This window comes from Bradyrhizobium cajani (assembly GCF_009759665.1).
GTDB classification, from domain to species: Bacteria; Pseudomonadota; Alphaproteobacteria; order Rhizobiales; family Xanthobacteraceae; genus Bradyrhizobium; species Bradyrhizobium cajani.
This window is the reverse complement of record NZ_WQNE01000002.1, coordinates 440,825-455,676: the sequence shown is the minus strand read 5'-3', so window position 1 is coordinate 455,676 and position 14,852 is coordinate 440,825. Positions and strand designations below refer to the sequence as shown.

Annotated in this window: 14 protein-coding genes; 6 read left to right on the top strand and 8 right to left on the bottom strand. The window is 63.3% G+C overall.

The features are described 5' to 3' along the window. Positions 1–69: 69 nt before the first annotated feature. On the top strand, positions 70–366 hold the full coding sequence (locus GPL20_RS04805) for a cytosolic protein (RefSeq protein ID WP_157328150.1): 297 nt from the start codon (positions 70–72) through the stop codon (positions 364–366). Between the two features lie 41 nt (positions 367–407). Here the strand turns inward: GPL20_RS04805 and groL are convergent, their stop codons facing one another. The 3 genes from groL to GPL20_RS04790 all read right to left on the bottom strand — a co-directional run bounded on the left by groL (position 408) and on the right by GPL20_RS04790 (position 3,339). After that, on the bottom strand, positions 408–2,036 hold the full coding sequence (groL, locus tag GPL20_RS04800; RefSeq protein WP_157328148.1) for a chaperonin GroEL: 1,629 nt from the start codon (positions 2,034–2,036) through the stop codon (positions 408–410). Positions 2,037–2,291: 255 nt separating this feature from the next. Beyond that, a complete protein-coding gene (locus GPL20_RS04795) occupies positions 2,292–2,711 on the bottom strand; it encodes a CBS domain-containing protein (protein ID WP_157328146.1) in 420 nt (139 codons plus the stop codon). A 157-nt stretch (positions 2,712–2,868) separates the two neighbouring features. Then, positions 2,869–3,339: an aminoacyl-tRNA deacylase gene (locus tag GPL20_RS04790; RefSeq protein WP_157328144.1), complete on the bottom strand. Its 471-nt coding sequence runs from the start codon at positions 3,337–3,339 to the stop codon at positions 2,869–2,871. Between the two features lie 486 nt (positions 3,340–3,825). Here GPL20_RS04790 and GPL20_RS04785 point away from each other — a divergent pair, with 486 nt between their 5' ends. Then, positions 3,826–5,643, top strand: a complete 1,818-nt coding sequence (locus GPL20_RS04785) for a DEAD/DEAH box helicase (protein WP_157328142.1) — start codon at positions 3,826–3,828, stop codon at positions 5,641–5,643. A 23-nt stretch (positions 5,644–5,666) separates the two neighbouring features. Here the strand turns inward: GPL20_RS04785 and GPL20_RS04780 are convergent, their stop codons facing one another. Continuing rightward, positions 5,667–6,695, bottom strand: a complete 1,029-nt coding sequence (locus GPL20_RS04780) for an alpha/beta hydrolase (protein ID WP_254125674.1) — start codon at positions 6,693–6,695, stop codon at positions 5,667–5,669. A 129-nt stretch (positions 6,696–6,824) separates the two neighbouring features. Next, complete coding sequence (locus GPL20_RS04775; RefSeq protein ID WP_246250095.1) at positions 6,825–7,265, bottom strand: hypothetical protein; 441 nt, start codon at positions 7,263–7,265, stop codon at positions 6,825–6,827. Between the two features lie 791 nt (positions 7,266–8,056). On the opposite strand from GPL20_RS04775, the gene GPL20_RS04770 reads away from it, so the two are divergent. Together GPL20_RS04770 and GPL20_RS04765 are read left to right on the top strand one after the other, a co-directional pair. Next, positions 8,057–9,547, top strand: a complete 1,491-nt coding sequence (locus GPL20_RS04770) for an amidohydrolase family protein (RefSeq protein WP_246250094.1) — start codon at positions 8,057–8,059, stop codon at positions 9,545–9,547. A gap of 3 nt (positions 9,548–9,550) precedes the next feature. Beyond that, complete coding sequence (locus tag GPL20_RS04765; RefSeq protein ID WP_157328138.1) at positions 9,551–10,477, top strand: CobW family GTP-binding protein; 927 nt, start codon at positions 9,551–9,553, stop codon at positions 10,475–10,477. 13 nt (positions 10,478–10,490) lie between these two features. On the opposite strand, the gene GPL20_RS04760 is transcribed toward GPL20_RS04765, so the two are convergent. Then, complete coding sequence (locus GPL20_RS04760; protein ID WP_157328136.1) at positions 10,491–10,868, bottom strand: tautomerase family protein; 378 nt, start codon at positions 10,866–10,868, stop codon at positions 10,491–10,493. A gap of 167 nt (positions 10,869–11,035) precedes the next feature. On the opposite strand from GPL20_RS04760, the gene GPL20_RS04755 reads away from it, so the two are divergent. Next, on the top strand, positions 11,036–11,635 hold the full coding sequence (locus GPL20_RS04755) for a TetR/AcrR family transcriptional regulator (RefSeq protein WP_157328134.1): 600 nt from the start codon (positions 11,036–11,038) through the stop codon (positions 11,633–11,635). 141 nt (positions 11,636–11,776) lie between these two features. Here the strand turns inward: GPL20_RS04755 and GPL20_RS04750 are convergent, their stop codons facing one another. Together GPL20_RS04750 and GPL20_RS04745 are read right to left on the bottom strand one after the other, a co-directional pair. Then, positions 11,777–12,250, bottom strand: coding sequence for a hypothetical protein (locus tag GPL20_RS04750; RefSeq protein WP_157328132.1), 474 nt, complete (start codon positions 12,248–12,250; stop codon positions 11,777–11,779). 11 nt (positions 12,251–12,261) lie between these two features. Next, on the bottom strand, positions 12,262–12,762 hold the full coding sequence (locus GPL20_RS04745; RefSeq protein WP_157328131.1) for a hypothetical protein: 501 nt from the start codon (positions 12,760–12,762) through the stop codon (positions 12,262–12,264). 364 nt (positions 12,763–13,126) lie between these two features. On the opposite strand from GPL20_RS04745, the gene GPL20_RS04740 reads away from it, so the two are divergent. Further along, complete coding sequence (locus GPL20_RS04740) at positions 13,127–14,809, top strand: methyl-accepting chemotaxis protein (RefSeq protein WP_157328129.1); 1,683 nt, start codon at positions 13,127–13,129, stop codon at positions 14,807–14,809. Positions 14,810–14,852 lie beyond the last annotated feature (43 nt).

The window sequence follows — 14,852 nt, the reverse complement described above, 5'->3', positions numbered from 1 at the left end:
AGGCACCAGCACGAGCGGCATTGGTCGCCGCATAGATGCTGGTGAAACCAACGACCAGGGAGTTGATCGATGAGGTCCTTTCTGCTGCTTACGGCCAGTGGTCCGTTGCTGGTCCTCACGTCCCACGGAACGCTGCACGATCCGAAGTTCATGGGCAGGCTCAAGGCCAAGGGAGTCGGCAAGTTTGTCGCCTTCGATGTGCCGCTCGATCTCGCGAAGGAGCGCTATGGCGGGCATTTTCATGCGGTCGAGAGCGATCTGCACGAAACAGACGATCTGAGGGTGCTCGATTTCAATGGCCAGCGGATCTTTCAGCTGTTTCGTTTCGACGAACTCGGTGCCGCAGTATTGCAAGAGCAGGCCTGATGCACGCTTGATCGCGCCCGGAAGCGAGCGGCTGGTTGCCGTCAGAAATCCATTGGCGGCATGCCCGGCGCGTGCGTCGTCTCGGCCTTCTTCGGCTTTTCGGCGACCAGTGCTTCCGTCGTGATCAGGAGCGCGGCGATGGAGGAGGCATCCTGCAACGCGGTGCGCACGACCTTGGCGGGGTCGATCACGCCGGCTTTCACCATGTCCTGATATTCGCCGGTCGCAGCATTGAATCCCCAATTGTAATTGTCGTTCTCAAGCACCTTGTTGACGACCAGCGAGCCCTCTTCGCCCGCGTTCTCGGCGATCTGGCATGCTGGCATCCGCAGCGCGCGGCGCACGATCTCGACGCCTGCCTTCTGATCGGCATTGGCCGTCTTCATGCCCTTGAGCGCCTTCTGCGCTCGCAGCAGGGCGACGCCGCCACCGGGAAGGATGCCTTCCTCGACCGCTGCGCGCGTTGCATGATGCGCGTCGTCGACGCGGTCCTTGCGCTCCTTGACCTCGACCTCGGTTGCGCCGCCGACGCGGATCACCGCGACCCCGCCGGCAAGCTTCGCCAAACGCTCCTGCAGTTTTTCGCGGTCGTAGTCGGAGGTGGTCTCCTCGATCTGCACCTTGATCTGCGTCATGCGCGCTTCGATGTCCTTTTTCGCGCCGGCGCCGTCGACGATGGTCGTGCTCTCCTTATCGATCACGACCTTCTTGGCGCGCCCGAGCATGTCGAGCGTGACATTCTCGAGCTTGATGCCGATATCTTCGGAGATCGCGGTGCCGCCGGTCAGGATGGCAATGTCTTCCAGCATCGCCTTGCGGCGATCGCCAAAACCCGGCGCCTTCACTGCGGCGACCTTCAAGCCGCCACGCAGCTTGTTGACCAGGAGCGTTGCGAGCGCTTCGCCTTCAACATCCTCCGCGACGATCAGAAGCGGCTTGCCCGATTGCGCCACCGCCTCCAGGAGCGGAAGCAGGGACTGCAGTACAGACAGCTTCTTCTCGTGGATCAGCAGATAGACGTCCTCAAGCTCGACGCGCATCTTTTCGGCATTGGTGACGAAATAGGGCGAGATGTAGCCGCGGTCGAATTGCATGCCTTCGACGATTTCGAGTTCGGTGCTGAGGCTCTTTGCCTCTTCCACCGTGATGACGCCCTCATTGCCGACCTTCTTCATGGCGTCGGCGAGGAACTTGCCTATCTCGGCGTCGCCATTCGCCGAGATGGTGGCGACCTGAGCGATCTCCTCGTTAGCCGTCACCTTCCTGGCATGAGACTTCAGGTCATGCACGATCGCGTCCACCGCAAGATCGATGCCGCGCTTGAGGTCCATCGGATTCATGCCTGCGGCGACCGACTTGGCGCCTTCCTTGACAATGGCTTCTGCGAGCACGGTTGCGGTCGTGGTGCCGTCGCCCGCGATGTCGCTGGTCCTGGACGCCACCTCGCGCACCATCTGGGCGCCCATGTTCTCGAACCTGTCCTCAAGCTCGATCTCCTTGGCGACCGTGATACCGTCCTTGGTGATACGCGGCGCGCCGAACGATCTTTCGATCACCACGTTGCGCCCCTTGGGACCGAGCGTGACCTTGACGGCATTCGCCAGCGTATCAATGCCCCGCAGCATCCGTTCGCGCGCTTCGGTCGCGAATTTCAGATCCTTGGCAACCATGATGCGAACCTCCCTTCACTCCTCCTCTTAAGCTGGGCAAGTGGTCTCAAGTCGCCTTCGCGGTCTTCCAAATCGACGTGCGCCCACATCGCCTTGCGTTCGAGCCGGCGCAATAAAAAGCGCTGCGGGCCGCCGCCTTCGCGCCGCGCGATGGTTGCATGTCGAAGGCATGGCTCCGGCCCAGCTCAACCTGGTCGAGCGGCGATCGCGAGCGGAGCCTTGGCCGTATTCCTTGGCCGTATTCCTGGCCGTATTTCAGTGGTGCGCCGAAACGCTCCTGACGGTCTCGGTCAGCAAATCACCTGACGCGGAATGGCCGACGTCACCCAGACTGATGATGCCGACCATCCGCTTGCTCTTGTTGATCACCGGCAGCCTGCGGACCTGTAGCTTCTCCATATGATGCATCGCCTTTGCGAGGTCATCGTCCTCCCGACAGCAATGGATGCCCTCGGTCATCACGTCGCGCGCGGTCGCGCGGCCGGCATCGAAGCCGTGGCTCGCGAGCCCTTTGCAGACGATATCGCGGTCGGTCACCATCCCGACCAGCTTGTCGTCCTCGCCAATCGGAATGCAGCCGATGTCATGCGCCCGCATCAACTTGGCGAGTTCGGTAATAGGGGTGTTGGGGCTGACCCAGTCGACACCCTTGTGCATCACGTCCTTGACTTTCATGGCGGAGCCTCCGTTCGTGGGTTCCAGATGCATTGATGCAATGCAGCGGCGCCCCCAATCTTCTGAATTGTACGACCGTCACTCTCCTGAACAATTTGACGACGACCTCGGGGTTTCCGCCCAGGATCGCAACGGCAATGGGCAGTGCGCAAAAGGCTCAATCATGCGCGCTAAAGCGCCCGTGCGGCGCATTGGCCGTCAGACGCGCAAACTGCGCACGACCCATATGAAGCAGCGTCTCGTGATCGCCGGCCTCCATATAGATGTCCGGCTGTGCCTCGATGCTGTCGTCGACGATGATATCCAATCCGTAGCATTTGCCGACGGCAGGAACTGCACCGTGTGCACAGTCGCTGAACAGCCGATTGATCTCGGTTTCATTGGCCATATGGACATTGTCGCCGAGACTTGTCCTCAGGTCCGACAGGCGGAGGTGATGCGATGCGGGCAAGATGGCCAGCATGTATCCGCCGTCGCGCCGCAACACGATGCCCTTGGCGAGGCGGTCGCCCGAGATATGGCATGCCTCGGCCGTCCGAGCGGACGTCATGCTGAGTTCGTGCGGGATCACCTCGTATTGGATGTTTTCAGCGGCTAGGTATTTCTGGAGCGTGGGAGCAATGGCCATGACATCACCTCCGATGCGGAATGCAAACCATCCACCGTGAGGTCTTCCCAGCAGACTCTCGCCATACGATGGGCGGCTGCCTGACTATCGACCCAACATAGGACTTCCATCCGCAAGCTGCAATTCGTCGACGGGCTCCGGCGGCTCGTCGTTTGAGCACATCCGAGGATCCCATGCGAAGCCTGCGTCGAAGTTATGTAGCGATTTCAATTACATAAGAGTTCGCGATTTTATTCTGAACGGCGCGCGATTTCCCCGCGGAACTGGGCACTGCAAAACGCGGCCGGTTTTCCGCTTGAAGCCGCAACAAGCCTGCGCTGGCGCAGGCTTTTCCGCCCGACGGTGACGCAATTTACAAGCGAGGTCAGTTCTGCTCACACTGGCTGCGGGAGAGCGCGTGATTTGCGAAGGCAGGGCCGTGAGCATCGATTTGACAGGTGTTGAGGCGGTAAACTCTGAGCTAGCAGTCAACCTTTCGGTCGCTACATGGCAATCCTGATCCCCAGTCTGGGCTTCGCGCGCTTCGACAGCCGTGGGGAGCTACGCCTGGCGGAACGACTCAAGGACTTCCTCGAAGAGAACGCTGTCGTTTGGCACAACCTCCCTGTTGGCCCTCTCAACCGGCATCCGGATTTTATCATCGTCCATCCCGCGAACGGCCTGCTCGTGCTTGAGGTGAAAGACTGGCGCCTGGAGACGATCGTTTCGGCGGACAAGACAAAGGTCGAGCTGCTGACGAGCCGTGGTGTTGTGCGGGAGAGTAATCCGCTTGAGCAGGCTCGCAAATATACGTTCGAGGTCGTGCGCACGCTGGAGCGCGACGGGCAATTGCTGTTTCCGCCTGGTCATCGCTTCGTCGGCCGGTCCATTGTTCCGTTCGGCTTCGGGGCCGTATTCACGAACATCACGCGCAAGCAGTTCAACCAGACCAATCTCAAGGAGGTGCTGGCCGAGCATCTATGTCTGTTCAAGGACGAAATGACGGAGGGCGCGCATCCCGAAGCGTTTCGGACCAGATTGTGGCACATGGTTCATCCGCGTTTCGGAGAGCCGCTGTCCATGCCGCAGTTCGACCGCCTGCGGGCGCTGCTCTTTCCGGAAATACGCATACGACAGATTGCCCTGCCGCTGGACGATGCGACTGGGGCCGATCCATCCGACCGGACGCTTGCGGTCATGGACATGCATCAGGAGCAGTTCGCGCGCAGCCTGGGAGAGGGGCATCGAATTATTCGCGGCGTCGCCGGATCGGGCAAAACCCTGATCCTTGCCTTTCGAGCCGAGTATCTGGCACGTGCAGCGGCAAAGCCGGTGCTCATCCTGTGTTACGCCAATGGCATCGCCGGGCGACTTGAGGATGCCATGCAGAGCCGGGGCGTGGAGGACCGCGTTCAGGTCCTCACCTTTCACTCCTGGTGTTACCGGATGCTGCGGACTTATGGGATCCCCGCTCCATCCGAGCGAGAGTATCCGGATTACGCAAAGCGACTGGCCGCGAGCGTCTCAGAGGTCATGAAGGCGGTAGATCAAGGCCATATCCCAACGGAGCAGTACGACGCTGTCCTGATCGACGAGGCGCACGACTTCGAGCCGCAATGGCTCGCGCTCGCGGCCAAGATGGTAAGCCCGCGCACGAAGGCGCTGATGATCGTCTACGACGACATCCAGGCCATCTACAAGGGACGTGAACGCCCGGTGTGGAAACAGCTTGGAATTGAAGCGTCGGGCAGAACGACCGTGTTGAAAATCAACTATCGCAACACTTCGCAAATCGTTGCCTTCGCGAGACGCTTCGCTGCAGACGTCATTGGCGCTCCCGGCATCACCGCCGACGACGAGCACGCCATCCTGTTGCCCGAAGATGCCGGCCGGCAGGGACTGGAGCCGGCCGTGCGGCGGTGTGTGAGCATCGACGCAGAAGCTCACTGCGTCGCCGAATGGTTTCTCGACCGGAAAAAGGCCGGGTACGAGTGGTCGCAGATGGCGTGTCTCTACCCAGAGCACTGGATCGGCGGGCGGGTCGCGCAGATACTCGCCAGGCATGACGTTCCCATCGATATGGCCAAGGACAATCGCAACAGGGTTTCGATCAAGCGGGTAGCCGTGCGGTTTTTGAGCATGCACACCGCGAAAGGGCTGGAGTTTCCCTGCGTCGCTATTGCCGGCCTGGGCTTACTCGGACGCCACGGGGAGACCGTCGAGGAGTGCGTCCGGCTGACCTATGTTGGGGTTACCCGGGCGACTCACGAGGCGCTCCTGACGTACTCGAGCGAGTCGGCATTGGTGCAGCGTTTGATCGCGTAGACCGACGCCGCGCAGGCCCTCCCTTAGGCGGTCGTGCCGTCGATCGAGCGGCGGATCACCCGCTGCACCTCCGCATTGGACAGAAACAGATCGTGGTTGATGATGCCCCAGCCTTCCTGCGAAGCATCGATCACGCGCACACCGAGCTGCGCGATGGCGGCCTTCTCGGCGGCGCCGACCCTGGTCATCCCGCCTGCGAGCTGTCCCGACAGCGCGAGTGCGCGGTCGTTCGTCGCGGCGATCACGGTGATCTTGCCGGCAAGCGGACCGATGCGGTGGATTGCCGACGTGAACACGTCCATGTCGATGTCGGGTGCGGCGAACACGACCGTGCCGATCTTGCTCGTGACGGTGTCGCCGTATCGCGCATAGAGCTGACGCAGGCTTTCGAGCGTCAGCATGGTTCCCATGCTGTGCGCAACGATGTGCACGCGACCGCTGCCTGGCGCCGACACGAGGGACGAGAGCACGCGTTCGAAATCGTCGCGGGAATACATCGCACTGTCCCGGTCGTAGGCATAGTCGAACAATCCCGCCTTGGAGGGCCAGGAGAACACCATGGTCCGGCCGCGGAACTTGATCCCGTCGGAGAGATGGGCGGCATCGAGCGCGGCCGTCTCGAACGTCTGCTTGAAGCCGTGGACATAGATCAGCACGTCTCCTCCCGCGCCGCCCTGCGCAAGCAGATCGCCAATTTCGGCCTGCACCGGTTCGACCTGATCGAGGCGCCAATCGCCTATTCCGACCGAGGCGAGCGAAAGACGGCTCTCGTCCGGCGCCACTAGCCTTGCCCGCGCGACCGTCATTGCGGTCGCGCGCTCCGGCCCGAACCAGGGTTTCGTGCGGCCACCCTTGACGGGCTTGCGTGTGGTGGCGACGAGCAGTGTGGGGTCAGCGGAAAGGGACGACGCGTCGTAGCGCGCGCCGGTCGCGCCCAAGCCTGCGCATCCGCCGAGCGCGAGAGCACTGCCCGCAGATAGCAGCCCGCCCAGGAGCGTGCGGCGCGAAACAGGGTGACGAGAGTCGCGTTGCAGAAGATGTCGGACGATCACGCGGAACCTTTGGGAACTTTGCCCACCGTAAGCCGCCCCGCCTCATTCCCTGAATGACAATGGGGGCGAGAAGACGGCGGAGCCAGCTTCGCTGTCGGTTCAAGTCATGGCGTCCGGACAAGCGCCTGATCAGTCGATGATTTCGATCGAATGGAGCTTGCACCAATCGCGCAATGCCCGCTCTGTCGCTTCATTCTCGTAGGCATGCCAGCGATCGATCGCTCCTCGTCGGGCGAGCAGGGACTTGAACTTCGGATAGGCGCCCCGCTTGCTGAAGAAATAGTGGACGTCGTCGAAATCGTCTCGCAGGAACTCGCGGGCAAAATCGAGCACGAGCGGCTTGCCCAGGCCGAGCTCGCGCTTGTCCGGAAGCGCCAGATATTTCTCCTCGTCGTCGATGTCGTCCGGCAGTTCGTCGTTGAACTCTGCTGCGTCCATAAAATCGGTTTGACAGTAGATCTTCCCGGTTTGCCTGCAGACGAAAGCGCGGAATTCCCCGATGTCGCCGTTGTTGGCGAATTCGAAGGCATCGACGATTTGTGCGAACTTCATTGGCATGGCCGTCTCCATGGAGTGCAACATACAGAAATGCGCTCATCCTGAAAGAGCGGCGTGGCCCATGCGACAAGGCGAAACACCCGAATCGCTGTCAAGCCCTCCTGAAGAATATATTCCACTTTACCGAAATTCGGATTTATCGTATGTGTCGCGCATCCCAGCCCACCAAAGGGGCGGTCGTACGTCGTCACGAACGCGGGCTGGATTGCGGTGGACGCGGGCGGCGTTAAAGGCGGGCTTGTTGCGTGCAGGGCGAGATGAACCTCGTGAGCATGGCACTACCTGCGAAGACGAACGGCGCCAGTGCCCTGCGAAGCCTCGTGGCGAAGCAGGGTCGTCCGCGTACGGCGAAACCGTGTGGTCCTGGCCGTCGTTGCTACGGTCAAGCCTTGGCGAAGGCGTCATCGCGTCAACCGGCGCGGTGCCGTGCATTTCGCGGAGGTGAGGGAGGCCAGAAGGAACTCGGCTCCCGGGAGAGCGCGGCATAGGCCGTCAAACCATCGCGCAGGGAAGGCCTGGTCTCGGCTGCCCTGTGTCTCCCCTGTGCATTGCGCGTGCATTCGTTCAGCGCAGGGGTCTTATGGGTGCCAGCCGGCGCCCGGTCTTCCCTGCGCCCTTTCTTCCGAAAGGGTGTGAGGAGGAGAGCGCAGCTCGGGCAAATCATGCCGCGAGGACGCGAACGCGTGTCTGCGATCGGCCTGCCAAATGATCTTCCGTGTGAGCATGATGCATCGGCTTCAGTGGAGGTGGTCGTTGCCCCCGGAATCTGCCTTGATGCGATGTCAGCGCGGAGGAGTTTTGAAATGAGCGGCTTGGTGATCTCTGGCGGCCGGGTGGTGGATCCCGCGAGCGGGATGGACGCCGTCGGCGATGTGGCGGTGGTGGACGGCAAGATCGCCGCGGTCGGTTCCTCGCTCGGCGGCGCGGAGCGGGTGATCGACGCCACCGGCCTCGTGGTCGCGCCCGGTTTCATCGATTTGCACGCGCACGGCCAGTCGATCCCGGCCGACCGCATGCAGGCGTTCGACGGCGTGACGACGACGCTCGATCTCGAAGCCGGCGTGTTGCCGGTCGGGTCGTGGTATGAGCGCCAGGCGCGGAAGGGCCGCGTGCTGAACTACGGCGCCGCCACCAACTGGGCGTTTGCGCGCATCGGCGCGATGACGGGCTCGAATGCGGAGAGCTCGCTGGAGGCGTTCGGCAATGCCATGCGCGACCGCCGCTGGATCGAGAACGTCGCGACCGATGCGGAGGTCGCCGGCATCCTCGAGCGTCTCGCGCGCGGGCTGAACGAGGGCGGCATCGGCATCGGCATCCTGAACGCTTACGCCCCGGGCGCCGGCGTGCAGGAATTGACCGCGGTCTGCCAGCTCGCGGCGGCCAAGGACGTGCCGACCTTCACCCACGTCGCCTTCATGTCGCGCATCGATCCCGAAAGCGCGGCGGAGGCCTATATCCGCCTGATCGGCTATGCCGGCGCCACCGGTGCGCACATGCACATCTGCCATTTCAACTCGTCGAGCAAGACCGACATCGAGCGCTGCCGCGTGCTGGTCGAGAAGGCGCAGGCACAGGGCCTGCCGATCACGGTCGAGGCCTATCCTTACGGCACGGGCTCGACCGTGCTGGCCGCGGCGTTCTTCAGCGACCCCCAGTTCGTCGAGCGCAACGGCACCGGCTACGACTCGGTGCAGCGCGTCACCGACGGTCATCGCTTCCGCGACCGCGAGGAGCTGTTGAAGGCGCAGGCCGAAGAGCCGTCCTCACTGGTGCTCTGGCACATCCTCGACACCGAGAACAATGCGCATCACCGCGACCTCCTCGACATGTCGGTGCTCTATCCCGGCGGCGCGATCGCCTCCGACGCGATGCCGTGGACGACCTCGGATGGCAAAACCTACACCGGCGATGCCTGGCCGCTGCCGGACGACGCGACCTCGCATCCGCGTTCGGCCGGCTGCTTCACGAAGTTCATCCGCGAATGGGTGCGCGAGCGCAAGACCGTGTCGCTGCTCGAAGGCGTGCGCAAATGCGCGCTGATCCCTGCCGAGATCCTGTCGCAGAGCACGCCGGCGATGCGCGCCAAGGGCCGGCTCTCGAAGGACGCGGACGCCGACATCGTCGTGTTCGACTACGAGAAGCTCTCGGACCGCGCGACCTTCACGGCGATGAACCGTCCGTCGGACGGCGTGCGGCATCTGGTCGTCAGCGGCCAGCCGCTGATTACCGACGGCGTGCTGGACGTGGCGGCGCGTCCCGGCCGGCCGGTGCGACGTCCGGTCGTCGAGGGCTGACCCATGCCGGTCCCCATTCTCCTGGTGACGGGCTTTCTGGGGGCGGGCAAGACCACGGTCGTGAACCATCTGCTGGCGCATGCGGAGGGACGGCGCATCGCTGCGGTCGTCAACGACTTTGGTGCGATCAACATCGATGCGGAGCTGATCGCCGGCGCAAGCGACGGTGTGGTCAGTCTTGCCAACGGCTGCATCTGCTGCTCGCTCGAAGGCGACCTCCTGCGCACGCTCTCGACCCTGCTGCGGCGCGATCCCAAGCCGGAATACATCGTCATCGAGACCAGCGGCGTCGCCGATCCCGCCGACATCGTGCGCAATTTGATGGACCCGGTGATCCTGCGCGAGGCGCCGCTGGAGACGGTGCTCTGCGTGATGGATGCGACGGCGCCGCCGGCCGCGCTGGACGATGCGCTCCACCGATCGCAATTGCGCGTTGCCGATATCGTGGCGCTGAGCAAGCTGGATCTGGCGGAGGAGGGGTCTGGTAGCCGGATGCGCGAGGCCATCCGCGCACAGCGCGTGCCTGCCGTGGTGGTCGATGCGAACCACGGCGAGATTCCTGCCGCACTGCTGTTCCCTGCCAACGTCGATCGCGCACCGGCGTCGCGCGAGCCGGGCCCGCGACGCCCCACCGAAGAACGCTTCGAGACGCTGAGCTGGACCTCGGACCGGCCGATCTCGTTGTCGCGTTTGCAGCAGGCCATCAATCGTCTTGCGCCAAGGCTTGCGCGCGCAAAAGGCCTGTTCGAGACGGTCGAGCAGCCCGGCCGCATGATGGTGTTTCAGTTCGCCGCCGGCCGCGCGACGCTCGCGCCGGGTGAAGCGCCCGCACCAGGCGCGCCCCGATCACGGATCGTCTTCATCGCCGAGCTCGGGGTGCTGTCGAAGGCGGAACTCGATGGGGCCATGGAGGCGTGCGTTGCAGAGTGAGCGTGGCGTGGCCTCACGCAAATTGGGCGATGCCGTTTCCGACGGACCAGTTCTCCTTGGGGGCATCGAGCACGTTGATGAAGACGTCCTCGGCACGGATGCCCGGATTCTCGCCGAGCAGGTCCGTGATCCGGCGATACAGCGCCTTCTTCTGCTCGGCCGTGCGCGAGGCGAACACGGTGATCTGGATCAGCACGGCGTCGTTGCTGCGCTCGACGCTGTAGGCGTCGCCGCAGCGGAAATTTGCAGGCTCATGCTCGCTGATGGTCATGAACTCGTCGCCCTCGGGGACATTCAGCGTCTCGCGCATGGCGCGGTAGAGGCCGTCGAGAATCGCCTGCCGGTAGGCTTCCGGCTTGCCGGCGCGCATCGCGATGTGGAGCAGAGGCATGAGTGGTCCCTTTGCATGCGGGCCCGGCCGGCCACGCGCATGCAAGCGCCGACCGTTCGGCCCATTGACGAAACGGGCTATCAATTCCAGTTGGTATTTGACACGATGTCTAGAATCCATTTTCTTGACACCGTGTCAAATACTTTCGCTGCACAGAGGAGTAGAATTTGAGGCCGCGCGAGTTCGACCACGACGACGTCCTGCGCATCGCGTTCGACCAGTTCTGGCGCAAGGGCGTGCGCGGCACTTCGCTGTCGGACATCGCGCGCGACGCCGGCGTGCAGCGCGGCAGCCTCTACAACGCCTTCGGCAGCAAGGAGGCGCTGTTCCTCCAGGCTTATGAACGCTATGCGGGCGATTATCTCATCGCCCTGCAAAAGGCGCTCGGCACGGGCTCATTGCGCAAGCGCCTTACCGCGTTCTTCGACCTGACCATCACGAACTTCCGCGCAGGCTCGCCGCCGCGGGGGTGTCCGACCACGCGTGGCCTGATGGAGCTTGGTTCGGTCGAAGGCGAAGGGCTCGACGAAGAGGCGCGTCAGGCCTTCGCAAACCTCGTCGCGCGCATCACCGCTCTGGTCCAGGATACGTTGTCGGCCGGCGCCGAACGCGGCGAGTTCAGCGGCAACCCTGCGGCCGCGGCCCTGCACATCATCACCGTGACGCGCGGTCTCGCCGTGCTCGAACGCGCCTTCAGCGACGAGCCGCAGTTGCGCAAGATCGCTGCCCACACCATCGACCTCGTGCTGGGAAAGAAGGGCGGCTAGGTGGAACTGCCAGAACGACGACCCCAGCGGTGGTCGCGCTGGGATCGTCTGGAGGTTTCATGGAGGGCATCGAGCTCTGCGTCTCCATGGGATGTGGATACCGCAAGGCCGCGCCTGATGCGACTAGAACCCATCAAAGGCTCAGCAGAAGGCAAGCGCGTTGACCGCCCGCGTTGCCGCATCTTCCTTGCCGGAACCGACGAGCTGGCCGACGATGGACGCGAGTTCGCCAGGCTGCTTGCGGCGGGCGACCGCCAGCAGTCGCATCAATTCCGCCTCGTCCTTGGACAGGCGGCGGCAGGATGGTGGCATGAAGCACAGCTCGCAGGGCCGGCCGCTGCGCAGGATTCGGACGAGTGCCGCAGCCCGTGCGACCAGCAGCGCGCTGTCGGCAATATCAGGAGCCTCGTCGGCATAGCGATAGGCCGCCTCCCAGCAATCCGACGCGCCGGTCGCATAGGCAGCTCCAATGAACCGGAACAGCGACAGCGCGACGCGGCAAAAATCATCGTAGCTTTCGATGCACGGGCGCGTCGAAAGCGCGGCCTGGAGAGGGCAGCGCCGCGATGGGCCGGATTCCGGAACTGGCACAGAGCCGCACGCATCCTGCATCATCAACGATCCCGTCAGTGCAGCGTGGGACTGCCTACAAGCCAGCTCTTCATCGCCAAGATCCGGTCATGGTCGAATGAGCGGACGTGCCGGTCAGGCAGAATGAGACCGGCCATGCGGAAGATCGTCGCAAGTCCCCGGACCGGCGCCAGCGCCCAATCCGCGCCCACCGGCGGCAGCCAGCACTCGAACTGCTCGCGCGCGACATCGTCGCGCTCTTTCTGCGCAGCGGCGATCGCCCGCAAGATGCCATGCTCGCTCTCCGACATCTTTGGACAAGTTGGGCAGTGCACTTCGATGGCCGTATGCGCCGTGCATGCAAAGATCTCGATGATGGACTCCAGCGAAGGCACGGCATCGCCGACGCGAAAGTGGTCGTACACCTGCTGGATGTCGGCCGCGGTCGGAACGGCGCTTCCGCTGCGTGCCTTGGCCCGAAATCCCCAGATGAAGAGCCGTTCTGCCGCGCTCAGCGCAGGGAGATCGAGGGTTCTGCCGTATGTCGATTGATGCATTGAGCCTCTGGCCTTTGGCTGCGTTGACGCCACGGCTGGCGCCGATGATCTGCGCCGATCGTTCTGCCACAGCCCTTCGCAAGTCAACGCTCGAAGGGGCGATATCGAGGTCTTCTAGATCTAAAGAGCCTGGAGTCGCCGCTGCAGCCAGCCTTGTCTTGAACTATTCCAAACAAGGGGAGCGTCGATGAATTCCAAACTCTCCAGCGATGGCGAGGCATCAGGAGAAGCAGATGGACGCTGGATGTATGGCGGCCGCGCCCATGCAATCTTGCGGGGTTTTCGGGAGTCCAATGCTTAAAGCTTTGCTAAGGGGAACGGGATAAACTCGCATATCAGCCCTTCCAATTTCTTGTGAGCACCGATGATTTTCTCCCGCATCAGTTTTAAGCTGGTCCTGATTGTCGGCATCAGCCTTCTCGGCATGATCGCGCTGGTCCCGATCGCGCTTTCGACCCTGCGCGCGCAGATGGTCGCCGATCGCCAGGCCAAGACGCAACACATGGTGGATGTCGGCTACGGCATCCTGGCGCACTACCAGAGGCTCGAGAGCGAGGGAAAACTCTCGCGCGAGCAGGCCCAGGCCGGCGCGATGGCTGAAATCAAGAGCCTGCGCTACGACAAGGTCGAATATTTCTGGATCAACGACATGGCCCCCAGGATGGTCATGCATCCGATCAAGCCCGAACTCGACGGCAAGGATCTCTCCGGGATGAAGGATCCTGCCGGCAACGCGCTGTTCATGGGCTTCGTTGACGTCGTCAACAAGCAAAGGGCGGGCTTCTACAGCTATCTCTGGCCGAAGCCCGGCTTCGACCAGCCGGTCGCAAAAATCTCCTATGTGAAGGGCTTTGCGCCCTGGGGCTGGATCATCGGCACCGGCATTTATCTCGATGACGTCGACGCCGTCTTCCGTCAGAACGCGATGACGTTCGCCTACATTTGTCTGGCTGTCCTGGTCCTCGTCCTCGGCGCCTCCTTCCTGATCGGCCGCAGCGTCACCCGGCCGCTGGCAAAAATCACTTCACTGACCGAGCGCCTCGCTGCCGGCGACAGCGCGTTCGAGGTGCCCTACACCAACCGCAGCGACGAGGTCGGCGGGCTCGCCAAGGCGCTCGCCGTGTTCAAGGACAATGCGTCGGCGGTGGGCCGGATGCATGCCGAGCAGCAGGAACTCAAGCAGAAGGCCGACGACGAGAAGCGCAAGGCGATGACTGATCTCGCCGGCAAGTTCGAGGCGAGCGTCCAGGCCGTCGTCCGCGACGTCTTCAACGAGGCGCGCGCGATGCAGCAGGCCGCGCAAGGCATGTCGGAGACCGCGAACAAGGCGACCGATCGCGCGAGCTTCGTCGCCACCGCCTGCCAGCAGGCCTCCAGCAACGTGCAGACGGTGGCCTCGGCGGCCGGCCAGCTGTCGTCCTCCATCACCGAAATCAGCCAGCGCGTCGCGCAGGCTGCAAGCGTGGCCGACAAGGCCGCCGCCGACGGTCAGCGCACCAACGACACGGTGCAGGGGCTGGCCGCCGCCGCGCACAAGATCGGCGAGGTTATCGACCTCATCAACCAGATCGCCTCGCAGACCAATCTGCTCGCGCTCAACGCGACCATCGAGGCGGCGCGGGCCGGCGAAGCCGGCAAGGGCTTTGCCGTGGTCGCGAGCGAAGTGAAGTCGCTGGCGAGCCAGACCGCGAAGGCGACCGACGAGATCGGTGCGCAGATCACCGCGATCCAGGCCGAGACCAATCAGGTCGTCGGCAACATCGAGAGCATCCGCGCTACCATCATGGAGGTCAACGAGATCTCCTCGTCGATCGCGGCCGCGGTCGAGGAGCAGGGCGCCGCGACACAGGCGATCGCCCACAGCGTGCAGGAGGCGGCCTCCGGCACCGATCAGGTCTCGCAAAACATCTCCGGCGTTTCAGACGCGACGGCCGAGACCGGCCAGGCCGCCGGTCTCGTGCTGCAATCGAGCGGCCGGCTGACCCAGAAGCTGCAATCCCTCGAGAACGAGGTCAGCGCCTTCGTTGCGGGTGTGCGGGCGGCCTGATCTTCGCCGATCCGGTCTGCCGTGACGTGGATTATTGGCCTCG